Here is a 22,460-nt window from a genome sequence, read left to right on the forward strand (position 1 = left end):
CTGTCTGGATCGGCATGAAAGAGCAGCGTTAACGTTCGAGAGCAGACAGCTGAGCGGGAAACTTGCGATAAATTCTCATCGTGCCATTAACAATTCGAGAGCTATTTGCCGTTGCAGATCTACACTCCTCTGGCGTAACAAAATGGGGTGAACTCGAACTTCCAAACGTTCCGGGCGTTTACTGCGTCAGCCTGGCCGCTAACCCGGATTCTCGATTCGTGGACCACGATCGTTATTCGCCTTCACCCTCAGCCTTCGCCAAACTACTGTCGGCTTGCCCCAAGGCCTCCGTCGACGGAGTTCTAGCGACGCCGAGCACCTTGGCCGATCGGATTGGACGCTTCTGGATCCCCAACGAACCACTCCTCTACATCGGCATGGCAAGCACTTCAATTCGAAGTCGAGTTGAACAGTACTACTCGACTGAGTTAGGCGCGCGAGCGCCACATGCCGGTGGTTGGTGGCTGAAGACTCTCGAAAGTCTCGATCAGTTGTACGTTCATTTCGCATCGTGCGACGATGTCTCTAGCCGTGAACAAACCATGCTGGCTGCATTTGCCGCCAGTGTGGAACCCGAACGTCGCCGGCAGTTGTTTGACGTTGATAGGGTGGCTCCATTTGCCAATGTTGACATAGGCAACGGCCAGCGTAAGCGCCACGGTTTATTGAACTGCAAAGTATCGGCGCATTCAACACCAAGCGATACTTCCATGGAACCCGATGATGCTTCGCCTGCCGAGTTATGGGTTCACTCACAACCAGTTACGGACAAGGACCGTACGCGGAGCTTCCTTCGCATCCCTGCCGAATCTAAACATGCTTTTCCCAGTGTGGCGGCCCAGCTCCAGGTTGTTCTCGACGACGTGCAGGTCGATGTCCGGTGGCGTCCCAATGGAACTCGTTCCGGGACTTTATACGTAGGCGTGGAGTACATGCGGGGACTGCGGGAGCATCATGAACGGCTTCCGATCAATGTAAACCACGGAATCTACACCATATTGAGTAAGTCTCTGGATAATGGCCCTCATTGATAGAATATTTGCTTACGCCATTTTCACGGATATCGGACAAACCACGTTGTCACACGACGGACTTTTCGATCACCCCTCAGTCACCGTTGAAGCCGCAATTAGTCCGGCCATCACCTATCAACGAGCTACTCAGGGCAAAGGGGGCCTACTCGGTGGTCTCGGGGAACTGCGCTGCCAGCCGTTCCAAGGTGCGTTCCATATTGGGCCCGGTGCTCCGGGTAAAGCCCATCAGCCGCAGCAGCCACTTGTGCCGCAACCGGCTCGCGTCCCAGGTTTCGCTGACCATGGTCCCGGACCCGACAGCTTCCAGCTCGTAGCGCCACCGATGCCCGCTGAAGTGCCGCCAGGCGATCTGCCGGTCCTGCTCGAATTCCACCACGGTATTACTGATCCGGTACGGGACCCCTAAGCGCATCTGCATGCCGAACTCGCTGCCCAGGGTGAGCTTGCTTTCCTGGGTGTTCGAGGCCCGCACCGTTCCGGATCCGTCAATGACCGGGTGCATGGCCGGATCCCTGAGCAGTTCGAAGATCTCTGAAGGCGAGGCGGCCACGAAGCGGCGGCGGGTTTGCAGATACGGGGATGGATTCATTAGCCCATCCTACTCCGCATATGATCCTGAGCCCGGCAGCCGGGCCTAGCCCCAACGATTCAGTCGTGCCATTTGGGTTTGACCTGTACCACCAGAAAAGTCACAGGTGCTTCGGCCCTGCCTCCCCGCCCGAATCGCCGACGCCCGCCCGGTCATGCGGAGACAACTCTGCTCCGGTGCGGCCTACTCAAACATCCAATCAGCCCGCCATGGCCAAGAGCTATCTGCCAGTGGCGGGCTCTTGGCGGGTCTGAAAGCAAGCTTGCTGCAGCCAGTCCTTGGCGGCACTCCAGCCTTGCCCGGAATCGACCGAATCTGGTGTCCTACATTGCCATTGCCCCAACGGGCACAAGAAGTCCTGGCAGCGCCCTGCCCAAGAGTTAGTCCAGTTTGAGGATCCGGGTCATGTAGATGCTGTTGGGGTCCTCCTGATAGGAACCGAAGGGCTGGCATTGCTTGAAGCCGTGCTTTCGGTACAGCGAGCGCGCGGGTGCGAAGAACTCCATCGCTCCCGTTTCAAGGGATATGCGCGATAGCTTGCGCTGCGCGGCATCCTCCAGAGCATGGAGCAGCAACCGGGAAGCGAAGCCTTGCCCGCGGAAGTCCGGGTCCGTCCGCATGCTCTTGAGCTCCTCGTGGCCCGGCTCCAATACCGCCAACGCACAAGTGCCCACTATGCGATGGTCCTTCTGCGCTGCCCAGAGCCGGACGGTTGGCTGGCGAAGCGCAGCCAAGTCCAAGGCATGCTGGGACTCCAGCGGCGACTGCGGCGCCATGTCAGCAAGGTGAGCTTCAAGGAAAGCTCTCAGGGAGGGGTCCTCGAAGTCTGCGGGTTCAATGGACAACGTCATGAGCGACAAGTTATCAGCAGTTTGTATCAGAGATGTTACGGGCAGCTAGTTGCCCTATCGCCATCAGACCTCATAAATGCTCGGGCCCGGCTTCTTCTGTGTGGCCTCCCGATTCTCCGGTGATGTCCTCCTGCGGATACAAATCAGCTCCGGTGCGGTCCTTCAAGGTCAGAGTTGCGATCACCGAAGCGCCCACCTAGATGAACAGGTAGGTCGAGACCGCCACGGTGGTATTGAACTGGCCCACCAGCGCCGCGGCAATGGTCGGGGCGAACGCGCCACCGATCACCGAGCCCAGGGCGTAGCTGATCGAGGAACCGCTCAGGCGGATGCGGGCCGGGAACAGCTCGGCATACAGCGCCGGCAACGGGACGTAGGAGAAGCCCATGAAAGCGCCGAAAACTACCAGGGACACGGTGACCCAGGCCAGGTTCCGGGTTTCGATGAGCAGGAACAACGGGAAGAGCCAGGCCAGCAACAGCACCCAGCCGATGATAAACATCTTCTTGCGGCCAATGCGGTCCGAGACCACTCCGCCGATCCAGGTGGAGATCAGCCAGACCAGCGAGCCGATGGTGATGATGTTCAGCATGTCGCCAGCCTGCAGTTCCAGCTTGTTCGTTGCATAGCCCAGGATGAAGCCGCCGGTGAGCATGTACCCGACAGTGTTGTTGCCCATGAAAACCAGCGTCGTCTGGATGACCTTCTTGGGGTGCTTGCTGAACAGCGTGGACAGCGGGGCCGACTCGGTCTGATTGGTCCGGGCCATTTCCTCGAAGACCGGGGATTCCTCGACCCTGCGCCGGATGTAGTAGCCCACCAGGATCAGCACGAAGCTGAGCAGGAACGGAATACGCCAACCCCACGCGCTGAACTGCTCAGGCGATGTCATTGCGGCAATGATCGCGCTGACGGCCGAGGCGAGCAGCATGCCGGCGGGAACACCGAGCTGCGGGAAGGCGCCGAACTTGCCGCGGGCATGATCCGGCGCGTGCTCCACTGCCATCAGGGCCGCACCGCCCTACTCCCCGCCGGCGGAGAAGCCTTGGACGATACGCAGGATGATCAAGAGAATCGGAGCCCAGATGCCGATGCTCGCATAGGTCGGTAGCAGGCCGACCAGCGTGGTGCCGACACCCATCAAGACCAGGGTGATGATCAGCACCGCTCGGCGGCCGTACTTGTCGCCCACCCGGCCCATCACGATCGCGCCCAACGGGCGGAAGAGGAAGCTGATGCCGACGGTGGCGAAAGCGATGATGGATCCCAGCGACGCTTCGGCGGGAGTGAAGAATTGCGGGGCCAGGACCAGGGCCGCCGCATTGGCGTAGACGAAGTAGTCGTACCACTCCACGGTGGTGCCCACCATGGTCGCTCCCGCGACGCGTTTCTGCTCCTTGGTCATGCTCCCGGGTACTGCAGCTGGAGTGCTCATGATTCCCCCTCGATGTTGCGAGTATGCAGGAATCACTTTCCTCCGCCCGAGCACCCCCGTGCTGGCCGTTCATGCAGGATCGACTCCCTGCCTTGATAGTAGGCCTCTGCCGAACCCGCGGTATTTCTCCATGCGCGCCGCTCCCCTGGTTGTTCGCGTTGCTCCTGCAAGAACCTGTCAGGCTTGCGCGAACAGCTTGGCAGCATCAGCGGCTACCTGCTTCGCTCCGCCCTGGTTCCAGCTCTCACGTTGGCGCGTGGCTCCATTTCCGAAAGTGGCGAGCGAGTCCAGGTAATTGGCTACGAACTGTTCATTGCCATTGCGATGCAATGCCCGGCCCGCGTAGTCGAGCACCCGCTGGATCACGACCTTGACAGGCACGGAGGTCCTTGATTCGCTATCGAAATATGTGCCTTCCACTCCAGATTTCGCTGCTTGCCACAGGCCCAGGTCAAGCACTTCGGATGCTGCCGTGACGGCAGAGCCGTCAGTTTCCGAGGCGGTATCCACAATGGCCCGGATGAGCAGGGACAGGGCGACGGATTCGCCGGCTGTCATCTGTGTGTCCGCAGCGCGGACTTCAATGGTCGGATGGTTCACCGACAAGCGGGCGACCCAGCTAATGTGGCCCGGATCGAGCAGCGCCCTGGAAGCAATCATGTCCTCCACCCGCTGCTGGTATTCATGCACTGTCGCAAAAACCGGCGGAATGCCTGTCGCAGACCACCTGCGGTAGTGCACCGTCCGCCATGACGCGAAACCCGTCAGTTCCCCGTTCCAGATGGGAGAGTTCGCGCCAATTCCCGCAATCAGCGGCAACCAGCCGCGCAAGGCATTCAGCGCCCGGACTCCGGCTGCGGCATCCGGGATATGCACATGGATGTGCAGTCCGTTGATGAAATGCTCGCGGGCGATCCCCGGGACGAACTCGTGGATGGTCGCGTAGCGCTGGCCCGTGGTGAAGTCCGTAGCGCTCGTGAGCTGCAGCGCCGTTCCCGAAGCAAAGGGAAGCACGTGGTATTCGCGACATATCCGCTCAATGGCGGCGCGCCGCCGCACCAGCGCTTCCAGGGCTTCCTCCGCGGAGGCGCAGATTCCGGTGACGATTTCCAGCTGGCTGGCCAGCAGTTCACGGTGGACCGTGGTGCCCGGCAGGTCCAGGCCAAGCAGCTGGGAGCTGAGCCGATCAGACATCGGCACCGGGGCGGCAGTTGCCGGATCCGCGAGGAAGAATTCCTCCTCGATCCCAAAGGTCCTGTTCATGGATGCTGGTTCGCCTTCCCTGGGCAGCAGTACGAACTGAACATTAGACCGCAGCTAGCCGGGACGGCCGTTCCAGGCACGAAACCCAGCGGTTTTCCAGTTTCGCCGCAGCGACGCACGCGGCTGTCCATAGGCACCCGTTCACCCTCCTGGCCCTACGCCCGATGGCTGCCCCGGGCACCTGCTGCCTGCTTTTCACAGCTGCTACCGAGCTTGCGGCCATGCAAGTACAAGCCCCGGCGCGGGCGCTTGCGTAGTGTGCGACGATCGATTCACCGCGGCTCGGCAAAGCACCGCAAGACGCAGAGTTGCGGGCCGTCACGCCCAATTGGAGGCGCAGCTTCACCCGGCCGGCTACTGGCCAGCCGGATCGAGATTACTGGATTGATCCGAAGTCGAACGCAGCAGGAGGACAGAGCCATGATCAGCACAGAACAGCTTCAGGAACTCAGCGCAATTGGCGGCACCGTCATTGGCCCCGACGGCCAGAAGATCGGCAAATTCGGCCAGATTTTCCTTGATGACCGCAGCGGGCAACCGGAATGGGCGACGGTCCGCACCGGACTCTTCGGCCTCTCCGAGAGCTTCGTTCCGCTCAGCCAGGCGACCGTCGCAGGCGATACGCTCTCGGTGCCCTATGACAAGCAGACCGTCAAGGACGCCCCGAACATCGACCCCGAGGGCCAGCTCACGCCAGAGCAGGAGCAGGAGCTCTACCACTACTACAGCCTGTCCTATCATGAAGCGGACCAGGCCGCCGTGCAGCCGGGCGTCCCGGACACCGATGCCCGCGCCGAGTATTCGCGGGAAGACGTGCGCGGTCCGGGAGCCGGCGCTCCAAGGTCCTCTGCCGTCGATTCCGAGGAGCAGCCGCAGGTGGGTATCGAAGGCGTGGAAACCGGCAAAGTACGCCTGCGCAAGCACGTGGCCACCCGGCATGCGGCAACCACCGTGCCGTTAAGCCATGGGGAAGCGCGGCATGAGCGCGAGCCCATCACGGAATCCGCACCCGCCGGCACAAGCGGCGAACTGGCTGGGGACGAGCAGAAGGTGGCCTTGGACGAGGAACGCCCCGCTGCAAAGAAGGCTGTTGACCCGGTCGAGCGAGTCAGCCTGGAAGAGGAAGCAATCACCGAGGAAGAGCGCCGCGAAGCGCAATTGCGCATGGAACAGGCGCAAGCCGAGGGCTGGGAAGGCGGCCGGCAGACCCGCTAGCGCCGGAGCCCAACCTGCATGCAGCGGTGATCGGGGCGGAATCAGGCTTGCGCCGGATTCCGCCCCGATCCGCGCACCGCCATTGCTGGGCGTTCCCTAGGTACTTGAAGACTCCCCTGCCATCCAACTGGCAATCCTCTAGCGTGGAGAGCATGACGGCGGCCAGCATGCCGGTCCAGCGGTTCCTTCCGATCGCAACAGCCAGAGTGCAGGAGCAAGATCATGGAACATCCAAAAGATCCTGTCGTAGAAGCACGTCCGCTGATGCAAAAGGCCGCGCTGGCGGTCGGCATCGTGTTCTTTCTGGTCGGCGTCCTCGGATTCTTTCCTGGAATCACCACCAACTACGCATCGCTCTCAGGTGACGGCCACGACCCCGAGGCCAAGTTGCTGGGAATCTTCCAGGTCTCGTACCTGCACGATGCCGTGCATCTGCTCTTCGGTGTCGCCGGCTACCTGATGGCTCGGACCGTGCCTGCTTCCCGCACCTACCTCATCGGCGGCGGAATCATCTATCTGGTCTTGCGGGTCTACGGGAAGGTCATTGATTTCGACAGTGCAGCCAACCTCATTCCCGTGAATGATGCAGATAACTGGCTGCATCTCGGGCTCGGTGCGCTCATGATTGCCTTGGGATTGTGCCTCTCCCGGAAGGCGGCCGGACAGCCTCGGGACCCGTACGCGGCATGACAAGACAATGAATTGCCGAAGCGGGCACCCCGGCATGCAGGGGTGCCCGCTTCGTCAATGCAGTTCATGGCAAAGCCCTCAGCGCCTTCGCTACACGCAACGGTTCGAAAAGCCGAGACCGCCAGACACCGGGAATCCCAGGAATCCAGGCGAATTCGCTGTCGCAGGATTTCCAGCTGGGGCAGCGGAACTCACCCGCTGTTTGCGGGAGGATTTCGATACTCAGCTCTTCCTCGACGGCGGTTCCGTGCCCTTGGATCACCAAGGACTTGGATGCCGGGCTCTGGTCCCAGCACAGCCAAGCCGCCGTTCGGAAAGCTGGCTCGGACGGCGGCTGGACCGGCTGGCCGCCAATTGCTAGGAGCTGAGCTCCTCGGCAATGGCACTGCTGAACGCGTCGAGGTCGTCCGGATTACGCGAGGTAATGAGCACGTAGCCGTTCGCCGGGCAGCGGAAAACCTGTTCGTCCTTCCAGGTGCCGCCGGCATTGACCACATCGGTCTTGATCGAGGTGTACGAGGTCAAGGTCTTGTCCTTGGCCAATCCGGTTTCCACCAGCAGCCATGGCCCATGGCAGATGGAAGCGATCGGCCGGCCCGAACCGGCAAAGGACTTGGCAATGCGCTGGGCGTCGGCGTCCAAGCGGAGGTTGTCGGCATTCAGCGTTCCGCCGGGGATCAGCAGCAGGTCGAAATCCTGCTCGTCCACTGCCGCCAGTGCTTCGCTGGCTTCGAAGACCTCCCCCAGATCCCAATCGCCAACCAGCGACTCGACCTGGCCGGCCTCCGGGGCCGCGATCACCACCTCAGCACCGGCTTGGCGCAAGTGCTCCACTGGCTTCTTCAGCTCATCCTGCTCGACTCCGCGGTTGGAAACTGCCGCAAGGACTTTCTTGCCTGCTAGATCTGGCATATTCATGCTCCTTTCATCGACCACTGCCCACTGTGCTTTGAGCAACCAACGAAGGCAAGCCGCACTCAGGAAGCATCCAGCTGCCGGCCGCGAATGGGGGACGTTGCCTGCTGCAAGGCTTGGTTGCATGCAGCAGGCCTTGCCACCGTGGAGTCGGCAAGGCCTGCTGCGCTGGGCATAGGATGCTCAGGCGTTGGCCGGCTGGCCCTGCTCTTCGGCCAGTGCCTTGGCTTTCTTCTTCTCGCGCATGTGCTTGATGCCGGTGAATGCAGGGGCCAGCGCGAGGACGGTGTAGAGGATGACCGTGATGGAGCTGTCCACCAGGATTCCAATATCGCCTTCCGACACCGTCAGTGCACGGCGCAACTCGGTTTCCGCCAGCGGCCCGAGGATCACCGCGATCAGTACCGGTACCCGCGGAGCGCAAATGCGCTCATGCGTAGGACAACGCTTGCCACTAAGCCGTACGGGCATCGGCAAGGCCTTGTTACTAGACACTCCTGAACGCTGGGAAGCGACCTTTGATTCTGAGTCACCGGTGGAACAGGCCACACATCAAACTAAAGAGGCTTTCTTGAGCCGTATGAAAACCTACGCCAGTGAAGGAATCGCTCTGGACTTAGAAGACAATGAACCCGGGATCCGTTGCGTAGCTGCGCCTATCCGTGATGGTAGCGGTCAGATCATTGCCGCCATCATCATGTCAGCTACTAACCCCTATATGCTTGATGAACGGATGAAAGCGCTCAAATCAGTCATGGGCTCTACCGCTGCCCAGATATCCCGAAAGTTAGGTTACTCGGGCAAGACATTCTAGAGATTTCTACCTGACTACGGCGTAAAACGATAACCCATACCAAGCTCGGTCAAAAAGTATCGTGGGTTAGAAGGTTCTGGTTCTAACTTGGTGCGTAGCTGCGACATGTACACCCGCAGGTAATTCGCTTCCGCCCCATATTCTGGACCCCATACCGTGGTCAGTAATTCGCTACCGCCAATCAACCGATGAGGATTGCTGGCCAGTACTTCTAACACGCGCCATTCCAGCTTGGTCAGCCGCACCGCCTCACCATTAACGCTCACCGAGTGACTGGCAAGGTCAATGCGCAACCGCCCATCAGAGGTTTCCACAACTGCATGGCGTGGGTCTGGCAGTGCGCGGCGTAGTGCAGCGCGTAACCGGGCCAGTAATTCATCCATGGCAAATGGTTTGGTGACAAAGTCATCGGCGCCACGGTCCAATGCATCCACTTTGCTATGTGAATCATGGCGGGCAGAGACAACAATTATCGGCATCGTTGACCACCCACGAATCCCGTCAATCACTTCCCCACCTTCAAGGTCGGGTAATCCCAAATCGAGTAAAACCACATCAGGATGTTCATCGGCCGCCAACTGCAGACATTGCACTCCGGTGGCAGCGTGGAGCGTGCGGTAACCGCGTGCCCTCAGATTGACCAGCAGGGCGCGGGCTATCTGAACGTCATCTTCAACGATTAGTACCGTAGCGCTCATAGTTCTTCCTTGAATATCGGCAGGGTAAAGACCATAGTGGCCCCACCGCCGGGAGTATCTTCCACATTCACGTGACCGTCCATGCCCTGGGCCAGGCCACGAGCTACGGCTAATCCCAGGCCCAACCCGCTGTTATTGTTCCGGTCTCCGTTCCGTTGGAAGGGACGGAAGATCCTGTCTTTTTCTGTTTGTGGAACCCCGGTACCGTGGTCAATGACAAGGATCTTTACCTCGGAGTCGGTGGAATCTGCCTGTAATTGCACCGTACCGTTCCCGCCATGACGCACCGCATTTTCCATGAGGTTGGCTAGCACTCTCACTGCCAACCCGTAGTCTGTACGTACCCGCGGGCAGTCCTCTGGAAGCTGGATTTGCAGGCGGTCCGGATTCACCTGCCCAGCCGCATCACGCATTGCCGAAGCCACCAAGTCTTCAACCTGGATAGGACTACGGTGCACCACCAATTCACCGGCCTGAATTCGACTCATATTTAGCAAATCCTCGATTCGTTCACTGAGTTGGTCCGTTGAATCCTCAATGGTGGCCAGTAGCGTTGCGGTGTCTTCTTCGCTGAGCACCACATCTTGCATGCGAAGGCTAGAAACTGAAGCTTTGATCCCAGATAATGGGGTGCGTAGGTCATGGGATACCGCAGCAAGCAAGGCCGTACGCATCGCATTTCCAGCGGATAACTCTTGGGCTTTCAGACGTGCTTCAGCAAGTTCCCGCTGTTGCAGCACCGCAGCGATTCGCCCAGCAAAAGCCTCAAAGATCCCCTGATCTGAAGCCTCTCGCGGAGTCCCTTCAATGAGCAGTACATGCTCAGGATCCACCGTGATTACATAGTCGCTGGTCTCATGGCCGGTAGGCGGTTCTCCCGCTGAAGCCACCTTAGAGCCGGTGCTTTGGTGAACCAGCGCAGCCCCGCGTAATGCGTAGGAACGGCAGAGCCACTCCAGGAGGGCTGGAACGCTCAAGCCCTCACGGATCACACCGCCGGATAGCTCAAAGAGAGTGTCCGCTTGGTGTCTAGCTTGCCCGGCTTCGGTGGTGCGCCTGACTTCCACGTCTACAACTCGAGCCACACCAGCCGCAACCAATAAGAAGAGCACTAGTGCCACCACATTGAGCGGCTCATGAATATGCCATTGCCCGGTGGGTGGGGTGAAATACCAGTTCAGAATTCCGGTGCCCAGCAGGGCAGCAGTCACTGCAGGCCACCAACCGCCCAAAAGTGCCACAAAGACCACTAGGGTCAGCTGACCTAAGAAGTTCAGGGTGAGCAGTTCGCCTTCATCGCTTCCTTGCAAGAAGCCAATGCCTATTAGTGGCGGTCCGACGAGGGCCAGGATCCATCCGAATATCCACCGAGGCCCACGGGGATGGTGCACTGGCTGAGAGTTTTGGGGTGTGAGGCGGGCAGTCTTCTTCGCTTCTTGATGACCTGTAATGATCAGGATTTGTGGATCTGTTGGCGCAGTGGCCCGCTGCAATAGTTGCAGGGATATCTGCTGAACTAGTCGACGGTTGCTCATTCCTGCGAGCGCCCCGGAAACCACGAGGTGCGTGGCCTGTGTGCTTCGAGCAAATCCAAGCAGTGCCTGACTGATGTCTTGGCCGAGGACCATATGCCAAGTGGCGCCAGAACTTTCTACGAGTTCACGCAAGTGTGCCAGCTCAGTATCTTTTTCGCTTCTTGTTGTCTCTGTTCCGCGTTCAAGGACATGAACTGCCATCACTTCTGCATTAGGTAACTGTGAGGCTTGCACTAATGCCTGGCGAAACAATGCTTCAGACCCCGCATGCCCCGAGAGCGCCACAACAATGAGGGGGTGAGTTGACGGCGGAGTAGTCGACACATCCATAGCACTCCTTGGTGTTCGAGTTCCTTGGCCGGTATGAAGTGATCGTACCGGAATAGAGCGGGGTTCTCCGCGAGACGAGTCAAGGCCACCAAGAAATCCGATGACGCGATATCGGGTTAGTTGCTCGGCAAAGACCTACATGGACGTCATGACTACGTGAGCATCACCAACACGTGACTCCCTTGCCTTTCTATTGCACCCCAAACGGATTGAGCGTAGACCACCTCTTAACGCCCTCTTAATGCGTTGATCAAAAATCTTGATATGCGCTTTATGCCACGGTTTTCATGTGCTGCAAGACACAGTATTTTTTGCATAAATTTTTGCGTTTCTCCAAGCCTGAACGCTCCCTCATTCAAGAGAAGTGAAGCTCACCTCTAACCAACGAATATCATTTAAAAACTCACGTCAAATCATATATTCAAAGAAAGCAGAGCAGAATCTATCGTTGCTCCTCGCCCCTAGAAAGTCCCGTGAAGAATGGGCGGAAGTCCCACTATTTCCGGACTCTGTCAGCGAGCAAAAAATTTTTGCTCTTCAGTGGTTCTTTATCTCGTATTCAGGCGTACTGTTCATCTTCGTGAACAAAACAATTGAGTCGCCCCAAAGGTCGAAACAGGCACCACAAGCCACTGTGCCCTCACGGTTGCGGCGCTGGCTGACCGACAGTTCTGTCGGCCAGGAAGACCCCAACAACTCCGGCAAGCATGGTGCCAAATGGTGGCAGGTCATGTGCCTGTCGGGTTTGGACTACTTTTCCACGCTTGGCTACCAGCCGGCCATTGCCGCGCTGGCCGCAGGTGCACTAGCTCCTTTTGCCACCTTGATCCTTGTTGCCGTCACCCTGTTCGCAGCCCTGCCCGTGTATCGCAGAGTTGCTAGCGAATCACCACATGGCCAAGGCTCCATCGCCATGCTGGAAAGACTGATGCCTCATTGGAAGGGCAAAGTCTTTGTCCTAGTGCTCCTGGGCTTCGCAGCAACCGACTTCATGATCACCGCGACGCTCTCCGCAGCGGATGCTTCGGCTCACCTGATTGAAAACCCCTTCACACCCAGCTGGTTCACCGGCAAGGAAGTACCCATCACCCTGGTGTTGCTGATCCTGCTCGGCGCACTCTTCCTCCGTGGCTTCACCGAAGTCATCTGGATTGCCGTCACCTTGGTCTTCTCCTTCCTGGCCTTGAACCTCGTGATCATCGCCGTATCAGCAGCCAACATCATCGGGCACCCAATCTCAGTCACCAATTGGATAGATTCCCTGTTCACTGCACACGGGGATCCCATGATGATGCTTCTGGTTTGCCTGATCGTCTTCCCCAAACTGGCCCTGGGCCTATCTGGTTTTGAGACCGGTGTCGCCGTGATGCCACAGATCTCCAAAGCTCCCGGCGATACCGAAGCTAATCCTGCCGGACGCATCAAGGGCGCAAAGAAGTTACTGACCACAGCTGCCCTGATCATGAGTGGCTTCCTAGTGCTGTCCTCCATCGTGACCACGGTGCTGATCCCTGCCGCAGAATTCCAACCCGGCGGCTCTGCCAACGGCCGAGCCCTGTCCTGGCTGGCTCATCACTTGATGGGAGACGGATTTGGCACCGTCTACGACGTATCAACCATTTTGATTTTGTGGTTTGCCGGCGCCTCGGCGCTCGCCGGACTACTCAACCTCATCCCCCGCTACCTGCCACGTTTTGGTATGGCTCCGGCGTGGGCCAGCGCCGTGCGCCCACTGGTATTGGTGGTCTTGTTAGTAGCCATCGGCATCACCGTTCACTTCAAGGCCAGCGTTGACGCACAGGGTGCCGCCTATGCCACCGGTGTCTTGGTGTTGATGAGTTCCGCGGCCATCGCTGTCACCATTTCGGCACGACGCCGAGGTGAAAAAGGTAAGGCACTGCTTTTCGGGGCAACCAGTCTGGTTTTCATATATACGACGGTGGTCAACTGTGTTGAGCGCCCAGATGGTCTAAAGATTGCTGCGTTCTTCATTGCAGCGGTGCTTGTCGTGTCATTGCTCTCCCGCTTCCGTCGTTCCACCGAACTTCGAGCCACCTCGGTGATGTTTGATGACTGCGCGGTAGAAATCATCCGCAAGGCAAGCAGTGCTGGGTTGCTACGACTCATTGCCCATGAGCCGGTCAAGGTTTCTAAGCGTCGCTATCTGCATAAGCATCAGCATGCCATCTTGGCCAGCCACATCCCCCAGCGGGCCCCGGTGGTGTTTTTGGAAATCAAGGTCAGCGATTATTCGGACTTCGCTCAAGATATTGAGGTACGCGGTATTACCCGTCATGGCCAGTGGATCCTTGAAGCAACAGCACCGTCAGTGTCCACCTCCATTGCGGCCATTGCCATGGCTATCCGAGATAACTACGAGGTAATGCCACACATCTACTTCCGTTGGACCGAAGGCAACCCGCTGCTCAACCTCGCCAAGTTCATCTTCCTTGGACAGGGTGAGATTGCACCGCTGACCCGTGAAGTCCTACGTGAAGCAGAGCCGAATCTGCAACGGCGCCCATGGGTCCACGTGGGTTAGATCTTGTTTCATCCGGATACTCCAAACAGCCGATGCCAACTTTCGTAAGTGGGCATCGGCTGTTTGTGTCTCTTCATGTGCTTACGAACAAGCTCATTCGACTTTGTCGCTTACATTTCACCACGGGTCTAAGCAACCCCGAGCTGGCTTATTTCAACTCTGGATTATGCGTAAGTGCAAGATATCTGAAAGCACTCGATCCGGATGACGATCGCTTCTCCAGTCCGACCGACAAGGGCCACCCAAATCTGAGATCATTAGTTCGACGTCTGGGTACACGACTAAGCGCCCCGTCCGTCGTCGTAGTATCCACTGATCACCGCTAAGCGTAAGTGTGCACCCGTGAGCGAGACACTGTTTAAACTCTGACAACAGTCGTCGCTTGAGTTGAAACTTGTTCAGTTCAGCGGTAGTCGTTGAAACTCGAATGCCCCCTGGGCAAGCTCCACACATATTGGACTAGTCCCCCTACGGCATTACATCGCCGCTGTTGGGCCCCAGCGTCTGGCCAACATATATGTCGCCGCCAGGAGACGAAGCAAGCAACAAAGCGGTAGGAGCAATTTCCGCCGGAGTACCAAATCGGCCCAGTGGTAATTCCTTCTGTTTCGCCTTTTTCCATTCCTCAGTGACCCCGTTGAGCAAAGGCGTTTCAATAGGTCCAGGAGCGATGGCATTTACCAGTATGTTCTCACCGGCAAGCTCCAAGGCCATCGCCTTGGTCATACCAATGACCCCAGCCTTGGCCGCCACATAATGCACTAATCCAGTACCACCCTTGATTCCCAACTGTGAGGCGATATTGATGATGCGGCCGCCTCCACGTTGTTTCATGTGATCAACAGCCCAGCGCCCTGCCAGAAATACACCTTTTAGGTCGATATCGATGGTCCGGTCAAAATCGTGCTCGGTCATGTCAACGAATGGCTTCTCATCAAGGATTCCGGCAGCCGTCACCAAAATATCAATGCCACCTAGCTCATCAACAATAGAGTCAAACGCGATGCGCATCGACTCCGAGCTAGTCACATCAACCGCTCTGAATATCGCAACAGTTCCCGTAGCTTGGAGCCGACCAACCACACCATCCCCCGCCGCAGCATCGCGATCTAGGATGGCAATCTTGGCACCATGCTGTGCGAAGAGTCGGGCAATCTCGGCTCCAATTCCACTGCCGCCGCCGGTGATGACTGCGACCTTATTGTCTAGCGTCTTCATTCTTGACCTCGTTTCTTTGACCGGCTCAGCTTGGCCAGCGAACAGTTAGCCCGCCATCAACAATTAATTGTTGTCCAGTCATATACGCTGAATCATCGCTAGTGAGGAAGCGAATGGTTCGGGCTGCCTCATCAACAGTTCCGGCTCTTCCCCACGGAATGATGTTGCCGGCCGCGTCCAGTCCCGCGTCGCCAAGCGAATTCTTTGCGTCCATGGATTGTGGGCTACGGATGAGACCCGGGATTACTGAATTGACTCGAATCTTCCGTGGAGCAAGCTCGACTGCTAGCGAGCGACAAAGTCCGAGAACTCCGGATTTTGCTGCGGCGTAATGAGCATGTTCTTCCCATCCATAAACCCCACCAGCGATGGATGATGTTGCAACCACCGCACCGCCATCAGTCATCTTGGAAGAAGCAGCTCTGAACACGCGCATTACCCCAGTAAGATCCACATCTAGCATGTCTGACCAAGCTTTATCTTCCATCTGTCCCAGTGGATCCCGTCGGAGAATGCCAGCAGCCGCTACTGCAATATCAAGGCGTCCAAAGTGCTTGATAGCGGCGTCGGCGAGTCCATTGCAATCTTCTGTACTTCGCACATCGGCGGCAACAGCAATGCACTCGCCACCTATATTCGCTACTGCCTTTACCGTTTCCTGAGCATCATGCGGATCTTGTGGAAAATAGTTGACCACGCTGCGTGCACCGGCTCTGGCATAAGCAATTGCTAAGGCCTGTCCAATCCCGCTTGCTCCTCCGGAAATTAGCGCAACTTTACCTTCTAGGCCGTCGTCACGTTGTACCGTCATTATGCCGTTACTCCTTCATTTACGAGGTCCGAGGAATCCCTGTCCTCGGATTCAACTTTCTTGGTTCCAAGCATGCATAGGGCTGAGAAGAGCAGTCCCAGTGTTCCACTACAGATCGCGGCGGCAGTCATGCTAAATCCCGAATAGAGAACGAGGCTAAGTACGCCTGAACCCGCGATTGCACCTACCGGGGCCATTACGTGAGCAACGTTCGCGCCAGTACCTCGAATGTGAGCTGGGAACGACTCTCCCATGTAATAAAGCAACGCTGAATAAGGTCCCGTCAGGAAGAACAAGGTTAGACCATACATTGCGATAACGAACCATGTACTGCCAGGAATAAGCAGCATGCACAGACTTGAAGCGGCACCCGCAAACCAGCCGAATATCACTGTGGATCGACGACCGATCCTGTCTCCCAGCCAGCCATGGAAAAGGTAGCCTATGAACCCGACAGCGTTGGCACCAATGAGAATTACGAGCGCATTTTCAAACGAAACGCCCTTGGCCCCCACCAATACGGTGGTACCCAGAACCGAAAAAACCTGAATGCCGATCCAGTTAAAGAACCAGGCAAGGGAAAGGAAAATCGTATGTCTACGTAGCCCCTTGGAAAATACTTCTTTGAGGCCACCTTTAGATTTTTCGCCTAGCGCTAGTCCATGTTCGTCGACAAGCGCCTTGGCCCCATCCAGGTCCCCAACAGCTTGTCGTCGTTTCGCCTCTTTGATGGCCGCGAAGGTTGGCGATTCTGGCAGGCGCGTGGCCCACAGCGCGACAGCTACAGCCGCGGTTCCAGCCACCACAAAGCTCCAGCGCCACCCTATAACGGGCAACAGGAGCGCTGACATGGTAGCTGCGACGAGAGCCCCGATCGGATATCCAGCTTGAACAACAGAAAAGAAGAACCCTTTGTTCTTAACATCCTTGTAGATCTCGCTGAGATAAACGGCGTTCACCACTTCCTCTGACAGGGATAAACCCGTCACGGAACGAATGATCACAAATGCCACGGCTCCGCCGGCTAATCCGGTCACACCCGAAGCTATGCCGCCACCGATCATAAGAATGACCAAGGCATTTCGACGGCCCAACTTATCGATGATGGGGCCAACGGCGAGAGAAACAAGAAATACGCCCGCCTGAGCAATGGTGTTTATCGTCGTGGATTGCGCTGTGCTCCAACCGAAGTCCTCCGCAATCAGTGGCAGCAAAGTGCCAAAAAGCGTGAAGTCATAGACTGAAGCTACCCAGGCCACGAAACAGACAATCGAAACGTTACGGATCATTTTCGGTGTCACGGCAACGTCCCATGGGGCGACAGGACCGCGAACGTTGGTACTGGAATCGGACATGATTTTCCTTAGGTCTAGATGCGAAGGGTTATCCCGCGGAGCGCGGTGATCGTTTTGCGAAGTCGCGTGCAACATCTTCCATGAAGGAGAATTCGACACCATCGTGGCTTTGCATGTGATCAAATAGCCGTTCTAGCATCAGCAAGTTCTGTGGTCGCCCAGAAACATCTGGATGGATGGTAATCGGGAATACCGCGTAATCCTTTTCCCGGTAGACCCAGTCAAATTGGTCTTTCCACAACTGTTCAACGTCACGGGGCGAGACGAATCCGTGGCTATTTGGGCTCGACTTGATGAACATCATGGGAGGAAGGTCATCCAAGTACCAGGACGCCGGAATCTCAATGAGATCGGTTTCTTCCCCACGCACCAATGGCTTCATCCAGTCTCTGGCTGAGGCGGCGTCGTAATCGATCTTCGTCCACGAATCACCCACACGTACGTAATACGGAGTGTGATCATCGTGCATCAGAGAATGGTCGTAAAGAAAACCACGTTCCAACAGGATCTCGTTAGTCACCTTTGAAAATTCCCACCACGGTGCGACATATCCAACTGGCTTCTTACCTGAACGGCGCTCGATGAGATCAGTGCAGTAGTCGAGAATCTCAGTTTCCTGAGTCCGGGTCATCGCAATCGGATTTTCGTGCGAATATCCGTGGACACCGATTTCATGCCCAGCGGCTACAACCCGCTCAAACTGCTCTGGAAAGGTTTCAATTGAGTGTCCTGGCCAAAACCAAGTCACTGGAATGTCGCGTCGTTGCGCCAGTTGAAGCAGGCGTGGGACGCCGACTTCTCCCGCGAACATGCCGCGTGAAATGTCGCCTGGCGAGTCTTCGCCACCGTAGGAGCCGAGCCATCCTCCTACTGCGTCAACATCGATACCGACAGATACATAGATCTTCTTGGACATTTTCTTTCCTTTCTTATTCAGCGATAGCTGCTGAATAGTTCCTTGAATTCGAAAACCGAAACTTCTTGAGTAATGAGGCAAGCCGCCAATATTCGCGCTTGGAACGGGCTAAGAACTCCAGCGCTTACTGCTCCTGCGGCAATCAAATCCACACCACCGCCATTGCCATAGATTGGAACCACTGGTCCAGATGGTGCCCTGCTAGCTAAAACAACTGGCACTCCCATGTCAGTCAGGTGCATGACCGCTTCAACATAACCAGGACCTGCGTTCCCAACGCCTGTACCCGCCAAGACGACTGCATTCGCACCGCCACGTGCGGCTTTGATCAATTCACCAGAATCAGAACCGGGATAGGCGAAATGGACGTCAATTCGGACTGAACCAAAGCCATTGGCAGGTAAGGCCAAAGTCGAGCGTCGGTCAGGAGTAGCGACCATCTCCAGTTTGTTGTCATGGAACGTTGCCACCGTTGCTCCGCCTGAGAACGGCTGACTAGCTGTGGTGTGAGACTTTCGTACGCCTCTTGCCGACTGAACTACACCGTCAAAGCACACCAGCGCGCCCATACTGCTCACCCTTGGATCGGTTGCTGCCAAGATCGCCTGTCTGAGATTTCGCGGACCATCTGTATCCGCATGCTCTGCTGAACGCTGCGCACCAGTAAAAATAACTGCTTTAGAACCGTCGTTGACAAGCTCACTTAGAAACGCCGTTTCTTCCATGGTGTCAGTGCCATGAGTTACTACCACCGCGTTGATGTGCGGATCCTTGATCCGGTTCTGTATTTGATCGACGATCATCAAGATCTGACTCATGTCCAAGGCGTAGCTACCGGTTAGCAGGAGGTCCTCCGACGAGACTTCCAGGTCACCCTCTACGGATGTCACCCCAATGATGTCCGCGATGCCAACCGAAGCGACAGCCCCGGAAGTCGAATCGTCGAGATCATTTGAACGACTCGCACTTTCAGGCTTAGAGGCAATCGTCCCTCCGGTACCGATGATGTGAACTCTCGTCAATTCGTTTTCCCTCAATTTCTTTGCTTTGTCGACAACTACACAAACGATTGCCACAAACGTTTGTGTTGTGTCGTAGAACACCATAAGTGACGGGGCTTACTTGGCGCAAGGGAAAATTTTCATAAAGTAGACTGGCAACGCAATGACACAAAGACCAAAGTCGTCTTTGACCGCAGGAAAGGCGGTGAGCACGTGGCCAGACAAAGCGCAGTAACACTCAAGGAGTTAGCTCAGGCGCTAGAACTGAGCCCTTCGACGGTCTCCCGCGTACTCAATGATCCATCTGGTATCGACTCTCGCTGGGCTTCGCCCGAAACGAACCAAAAGATTTATGACCTCGCTACTGAACTGGGATACGTCAAGAATCAGTACGCCGCTTCATTAAGAACTGCTAAATCTCTCCTGATCGGCGTCGTGGTTCCAAGACTTCAGGACTACGTGCTCGCCACCATGTATGAAGGAATTGACGAAGCTGCACTCGAACACGGTTACGCCGCGGTCGTCGCAAATTCTCTAGACCAACCCGCCACCCACGACCTGCGTGTCCGTAAATTCTTGGATCGCAGAATCGACGGACTCATCCTTGGCGACACTCCATTTGATGGGGCGACGTTGAAGTCTCTAGATAAAGAAAAAGTACCATTTGTCCTGGTCAACCGCAGATCTCCAGGACATTTATCTGTCACGTGCAACGACCAAATGGGCGGGCGTCTCGTGGGTGAACACTTCGCGGAGTTTGGTTCAAAGAAAATTTTTCTACTCGCTGGTGATCACCGAATGTCCACGTCGATTGATCGCACAACAGGCTTCATCGAAGCTCTAGCAGAACAGGGAATTCATCTTCCTGTCAGCCACATCGCTTACGGTGGATTCGATACGTCTAGTGGCGAAAAAGCCACTCGTGATCTGCTCGATGCACACGGCATTCCGGAAGCAATATTCGCTGTCAACGATTTCGCCGCCATTGGCGCTTTAGGTGTTCTACGCGAGCGCGGTCTTAAGGTTCCGGAAGATGTGAAGGTAGTTGGATATAACGACACTCCCCTTGCCAGCGGAGTTGGCCTGACTTCCGTGCATTCGCCGATGCATGAGATTGGGCGCAGGGGGTTTGACCTACTTTTGAAGAACATTCAAGGCGAAGAATGCGAGAGTGTCCAGCTTGATACAAATCTCGTGATTCGTTCAACGTCGCGGTAACCTCTTTGGTCATTGACCTCAGTGGCACACTTTGCTGTCTGTCGCTGTTGGTCTACTACTGAAATTTTTGGATAACTTCAATCGCTCAGCCGGCATGTTAAATGATCAAATGACGCAAGGTGGGAACTGTACTTACTTGTTCAGTTCCCACCCTGCCGCGCCTTGCAACGCGTACTTTGGCTCTCTTGGCTTAGTACGCGATACGGCGAACCAAGCGGTAAGTGAACGCTGCGGTTCCTAAAAGGGCTACAGCGACGACTGCCTTACGAATGCTCACCACTTTCCTCTCCTAGAACCGGGGCGTTCCCGATATACATCCAGTCTCACGGTGATCTAAGTTCAAAACGTCGTCTTTTTGAACCCCCTTTGACTTATGCACTGGCAGTGCCTCGACTGATTTAGTTCTGCCACGGGCGAGGCCCGCCAGCATCAAGCATGATGGATAGTGCCTGCGGCATGATCTCAGCCCGGAAGAACGTGGATTCTCCGGCGTAGTCACCATCCAGCTGGCAGGCCACCGGCTGATCCGCTCGAATCTCAATGACCTGACCCTGCTGATAGCTCAGCGACTTCGCATCGGTGCCTAGGACAATTCCTCTAGCTATGGAGGCTAGTTCCCGAGCTCCGGTGGGCGAAGCGATCATGGCGTCGATCTTTCCATCTGTGGGGACGGCGGAAGGGATCAAGTTGATTCCACCCATCAATCGGCCGACATTGCCAATGAGGGTCATGATCGAAGAATGGTGTTGAATCGGCTGGTCATCGATGGTGAGAGTACATTCAAAAGGTGTGAGGCTGAACTGTTGTGCCGCAGCTACCACGTAGGCTACGGCTTTGATGGTCTTTTTCAACTCTGGATTGGTATTGCCCATAATCTTGGCATCAAAACCTAGACCACACATCACGGCGCAAACAGAGTTTCCTGCCTCAGTGGTGCAGCTGATCAAGTCAATGGGAACCGCTTCACCAGCAAGAGCGGTACGGATGGCTTCGCTCTCATCTAGTGAGGCTCCAAGGTTCCTGGCTAACAGGTTTCCGGTACCCGCCGGAATCAGTGCAACCGGGATTCCTTGATTGGCTAATTCCTGGCAGACCATTCGAACCGTGCCGTCGCCTCCGGCCACGATCACCACATCAACGTTGGCATCGATAGCCTGCTGAGACATCTTGCCCCCGGGGTCTTCACGTTCGGTTTCTAGCCACAAAGGCGGCTTCCACCCTGCAGCTTGTAACTCGTACTCCACACGTCGTCTGAACAGCGCAAAGTCCAATACCTTGGTGGGGTTGTAAATTACCGCAGCACGCTTGTCACTTTGTTCAACGGGTAGGCCCAGCCCGGCCCACCCTTGAAGTATCGGACCTACCCCAGTAACCACAAGGACGCCGCTGGCCCACGTGATTCCCAACAGGACTCCGCCAATGAGCTGGCTTGTTGTTTGGGTACGCATTATCCATTGATCGCCTAAGACCATGAGGATCAATAAGGTAGCAATAAGTCGCGAACGCAACGCTGAACTAGTTGTTAGTCGTTGTGCATGGCCCAGGGTCGCCAGCACCCAGGCAAGTACAGACACCGCCACCATATGGGCCGAGGGATAAGCGGAGATTTGATAGGTCAGCGAATCTTCAAAGGGCGAAGCCGGACGCGGCTGGTTGGTAATGAACTGAATCCCAGCGGTTATCGGAATAACGAAGGCTACTGCTCCCAGTGCTCCGGCCAACCGTCGTATCCGGCGTCGCAAGGTCCACAATGCCATCGCCAGAATGAAAGCAAATACCAGCGCCGGATGAGTCAGCAGTGCAAACGCTTCGGCAATCTGTCCTGCAAAGCTGCGCGCATTGATCCACGGCGCCAGCGTCAGTTCATCAAGATCTTCTAATCCCCAGACTGTAGAGAGCAGAGTCCATCCAGTGAACAAGAAGATGAACGTCATGAAGAATCGGCCCTGCGCCAGTGACGCCAAATCAAAACGACCGAGAGGTTTCAAGATTCGCGTCATACCTTGATTCTCACTGTGTCAGGGCAAACA

At 56.5% G+C, this 22,460-nt stretch carries 19 protein-coding genes and 1 pseudogene; 6 read left to right on the forward strand and 14 right to left on the reverse strand.

Annotated features, from left to right (window positions below):
* Positions 1-80: 80 nt before the first annotated feature.
* Entirely contained in the window at positions 81-1,031 is a 951-nt protein-coding gene (locus QMQ05_RS15140; protein ID WP_345471359.1) for a hypothetical protein, read from the forward strand.
* Between the two features lie 145 nt (positions 1,032-1,176).
* Here QMQ05_RS15140 and QMQ05_RS15145 read toward each other — a convergent pair whose 3' ends face one another.
* The 4 genes and pseudogenes from QMQ05_RS15145 to QMQ05_RS15160 form a co-directional block, all read right to left on the reverse strand.
* A complete protein-coding gene (locus QMQ05_RS15145; RefSeq protein WP_345471361.1) occupies positions 1,177-1,623 on the reverse strand; it encodes an SRPBCC family protein in 447 nt (148 codons plus the stop codon).
* A 380-nt stretch (positions 1,624-2,003) separates the two neighbouring features.
* Positions 2,004-2,474 carry a GNAT family N-acetyltransferase gene (locus tag QMQ05_RS15150; RefSeq protein ID WP_345471363.1) on the reverse strand — a complete coding sequence of 157 codons (471 nt, stop codon included), beginning with the start codon at positions 2,472-2,474 and terminating at the stop codon, positions 2,004-2,006.
* Positions 2,475-2,670: 196 nt separating this feature from the next.
* Positions 2,671-3,909, reverse strand: a pseudogene (locus QMQ05_RS15155) (MFS transporter).
* A gap of 177 nt (positions 3,910-4,086) precedes the next feature.
* On the reverse strand, positions 4,087-5,172 hold the full coding sequence (locus QMQ05_RS15160) for a carboxylate-amine ligase (protein ID WP_345471365.1): 1,086 nt from the start codon (positions 5,170-5,172) through the stop codon (positions 4,087-4,089).
* 420 nt (positions 5,173-5,592) lie between these two features.
* Here QMQ05_RS15160 and QMQ05_RS15165 point away from each other — a divergent pair, with 420 nt between their 5' ends.
* Both QMQ05_RS15165 and QMQ05_RS15170 read left to right on the forward strand, forming a co-directional pair.
* Positions 5,593-6,387, forward strand: coding sequence for a YsnF/AvaK domain-containing protein (locus tag QMQ05_RS15165; RefSeq protein ID WP_345471367.1), 795 nt, complete (start codon positions 5,593-5,595; stop codon positions 6,385-6,387).
* 222 nt (positions 6,388-6,609) lie between these two features.
* Positions 6,610-7,077: a DUF4383 domain-containing protein gene (locus QMQ05_RS15170; RefSeq protein ID WP_345471369.1), complete on the forward strand. Its 468-nt coding sequence runs from the start codon at positions 6,610-6,612 to the stop codon at positions 7,075-7,077.
* A 357-nt stretch (positions 7,078-7,434) separates the two neighbouring features.
* Here the strand turns inward: QMQ05_RS15170 and QMQ05_RS15175 are convergent, their stop codons facing one another.
* Together QMQ05_RS15175 and QMQ05_RS15180 are read right to left on the reverse strand one after the other, a co-directional pair.
* Positions 7,435-7,989, reverse strand: coding sequence for a type 1 glutamine amidotransferase domain-containing protein (locus QMQ05_RS15175; RefSeq protein WP_345471371.1), 555 nt, complete (start codon positions 7,987-7,989; stop codon positions 7,435-7,437).
* Positions 7,990-8,175: 186 nt separating this feature from the next.
* Positions 8,176-8,463 (reverse strand): hypothetical protein, encoded by a 288-nt coding sequence (locus QMQ05_RS15180; RefSeq protein WP_345471373.1) that lies wholly within the window; start codon positions 8,461-8,463, stop codon positions 8,176-8,178.
* On the opposite strand from QMQ05_RS15180, the gene QMQ05_RS15185 reads away from it, so the two are divergent.
* A complete protein-coding gene (locus QMQ05_RS15185; protein ID WP_345471375.1) occupies positions 8,441-8,806 on the forward strand; it encodes an IclR family transcriptional regulator domain-containing protein in 366 nt (121 codons plus the stop codon). The two genes, QMQ05_RS15180 and QMQ05_RS15185, sit on opposite strands and share 23 nt — an antisense overlap.
* Before the next feature lie 14 nt (positions 8,807-8,820).
* Here QMQ05_RS15185 and QMQ05_RS15190 read toward each other — a convergent pair whose 3' ends face one another.
* Both QMQ05_RS15190 and QMQ05_RS15195 read right to left on the reverse strand, forming a co-directional pair.
* Positions 8,821-9,504: a response regulator gene (locus tag QMQ05_RS15190; RefSeq protein ID WP_345471377.1), complete on the reverse strand. Its 684-nt coding sequence runs from the start codon at positions 9,502-9,504 to the stop codon at positions 8,821-8,823.
* Positions 9,501-11,363 carry an ATP-binding protein gene (locus QMQ05_RS15195; protein WP_345471379.1) on the reverse strand — a complete coding sequence of 621 codons (1,863 nt, stop codon included), beginning with the start codon at positions 11,361-11,363 and terminating at the stop codon, positions 9,501-9,503. Before QMQ05_RS15195 ends, QMQ05_RS15190 begins: the two co-directional genes overlap by 4 nt.
* 736 nt (positions 11,364-12,099) lie before the next feature.
* On the opposite strand from QMQ05_RS15195, the gene QMQ05_RS15200 reads away from it, so the two are divergent.
* Positions 12,100-13,911 (forward strand): amino acid permease, encoded by a 1,812-nt coding sequence (locus QMQ05_RS15200; protein WP_345474777.1) that lies wholly within the window; start codon positions 12,100-12,102, stop codon positions 13,909-13,911.
* A 468-nt stretch (positions 13,912-14,379) separates the two neighbouring features.
* On the opposite strand, the gene QMQ05_RS15205 is transcribed toward QMQ05_RS15200, so the two are convergent.
* Genes QMQ05_RS15205 through QMQ05_RS15225 form a run of 5 tightly spaced genes read right to left on the reverse strand, consistent with a single transcriptional unit; the run spans position 14,380 to position 19,317 of the window.
* Complete coding sequence (locus QMQ05_RS15205) at positions 14,380-15,129, reverse strand: SDR family NAD(P)-dependent oxidoreductase (RefSeq protein ID WP_058255783.1); 750 nt, start codon at positions 15,127-15,129, stop codon at positions 14,380-14,382.
* A 25-nt stretch (positions 15,130-15,154) separates the two neighbouring features.
* Positions 15,155-15,940, reverse strand: coding sequence for an SDR family NAD(P)-dependent oxidoreductase (locus QMQ05_RS15210; RefSeq protein WP_345471382.1), 786 nt, complete (start codon positions 15,938-15,940; stop codon positions 15,155-15,157).
* Positions 15,940-17,295, reverse strand: coding sequence for an MFS transporter (locus QMQ05_RS15215; RefSeq protein WP_172511699.1), 1,356 nt, complete (start codon positions 17,293-17,295; stop codon positions 15,940-15,942). The genes QMQ05_RS15210 and QMQ05_RS15215 overlap by 1 nt, the downstream gene beginning before the upstream one ends.
* A 28-nt stretch (positions 17,296-17,323) precedes the next feature.
* Positions 17,324-18,211 carry a polysaccharide deacetylase family protein gene (locus QMQ05_RS15220; protein WP_345471385.1) on the reverse strand — a complete coding sequence of 296 codons (888 nt, stop codon included), beginning with the start codon at positions 18,209-18,211 and terminating at the stop codon, positions 17,324-17,326.
* 17 nt (positions 18,212-18,228) lie between these two features.
* The gene (locus QMQ05_RS15225) at positions 18,229-19,317 is read right to left on the reverse strand and encodes an asparaginase (RefSeq protein ID WP_246242402.1); all 1,089 of its coding nucleotides are present in this window, start codon (positions 19,315-19,317) and stop codon (positions 18,229-18,231) included.
* Between the two features lie 108 nt (positions 19,318-19,425).
* On the opposite strand from QMQ05_RS15225, the gene QMQ05_RS15230 reads away from it, so the two are divergent.
* Complete coding sequence (locus tag QMQ05_RS15230; RefSeq protein WP_345471388.1) at positions 19,426-20,430, forward strand: LacI family DNA-binding transcriptional regulator; 1,005 nt, start codon at positions 19,426-19,428, stop codon at positions 20,428-20,430.
* A 398-nt stretch (positions 20,431-20,828) separates the two neighbouring features.
* Here the strand turns inward: QMQ05_RS15230 and QMQ05_RS15235 are convergent, their stop codons facing one another.
* The gene (locus QMQ05_RS15235; RefSeq protein WP_345471389.1) at positions 20,829-22,430 is read right to left on the reverse strand and encodes a bifunctional phosphatase PAP2/diacylglycerol kinase family protein; all 1,602 of its coding nucleotides are present in this window, start codon (positions 22,428-22,430) and stop codon (positions 20,829-20,831) included.
* Between the last annotated feature and the right edge of the window lie 30 nt (positions 22,431-22,460).

It is taken from the genome of Glutamicibacter sp. B1 (assembly GCF_039602135.1).
Taxonomy (GTDB): domain Bacteria; phylum Actinomycetota; class Actinomycetes; order Actinomycetales; family Micrococcaceae; genus Glutamicibacter; species Glutamicibacter ectropisis.

Bases quoted from the DNA above. Each gene is read 5' to 3' on its own strand.
- QMQ05_RS15145 (WP_345471361.1), bottom strand. From the start codon at position 1,623: ATGAATCCATCCCCGTATCTGCAAACCCGCCGCCGCTTCGTGGCCGCC.
- QMQ05_RS15150 (WP_345471363.1), bottom strand. From the start codon at position 2,474: ATGACGTTGTCCATTGAACCCGCAGACTTCGAGGACCCCTCCCTGAGA.
- QMQ05_RS15160 (WP_345471365.1), bottom strand. From the start codon at position 5,172: ATGAACAGGACCTTTGGGATCGAGGAGGAATTCTTCCTCGCGGATCCG.
- QMQ05_RS15165 (WP_345471367.1), top strand. From the start codon at position 5,593: ATGATCAGCACAGAACAGCTTCAGGAACTCAGCGCAATTGGCGGCACC.
- QMQ05_RS15170 (WP_345471369.1), top strand. From the start codon at position 6,610: ATGGAACATCCAAAAGATCCTGTCGTAGAAGCACGTCCGCTGATGCAA.
- QMQ05_RS15175 (WP_345471371.1), bottom strand. From the start codon at position 7,989: ATGCCAGATCTAGCAGGCAAGAAAGTCCTTGCGGCAGTTTCCAACCGC.
- QMQ05_RS15180 (WP_345471373.1), bottom strand. From the start codon at position 8,463: ATGCCCGTACGGCTTAGTGGCAAGCGTTGTCCTACGCATGAGCGCATT.
- QMQ05_RS15190 (WP_345471377.1), bottom strand. From the start codon at position 9,504: ATGAGCGCTACGGTACTAATCGTTGAAGATGACGTTCAGATAGCCCGC.
- QMQ05_RS15200 (WP_345474777.1), top strand. From the start codon at position 12,100: ATGTGCCTGTCGGGTTTGGACTACTTTTCCACGCTTGGCTACCAGCCG.
- QMQ05_RS15205 (WP_058255783.1), bottom strand. From the start codon at position 15,129: ATGAAGACGCTAGACAATAAGGTCGCAGTCATCACCGGCGGCGGCAGT.
- QMQ05_RS15210 (WP_345471382.1), bottom strand. From the start codon at position 15,940: ATGACGGTACAACGTGACGACGGCCTAGAAGGTAAAGTTGCGCTAATT.
- QMQ05_RS15215 (WP_172511699.1), bottom strand. From the start codon at position 17,295: ATGTCCGATTCCAGTACCAACGTTCGCGGTCCTGTCGCCCCATGGGAC.
- QMQ05_RS15220 (WP_345471385.1), bottom strand. From the start codon at position 18,211: ATGTCCAAGAAGATCTATGTATCTGTCGGTATCGATGTTGACGCAGTA.
- QMQ05_RS15225 (WP_246242402.1), bottom strand. From the start codon at position 19,317: ATGGTGTTCTACGACACAACACAAACGTTTGTGGCAATCGTTTGTGTA.
- QMQ05_RS15235 (WP_345471389.1), bottom strand. From the start codon at position 22,430: ATGACGCGAATCTTGAAACCTCTCGGTCGTTTTGATTTGGCGTCACTG.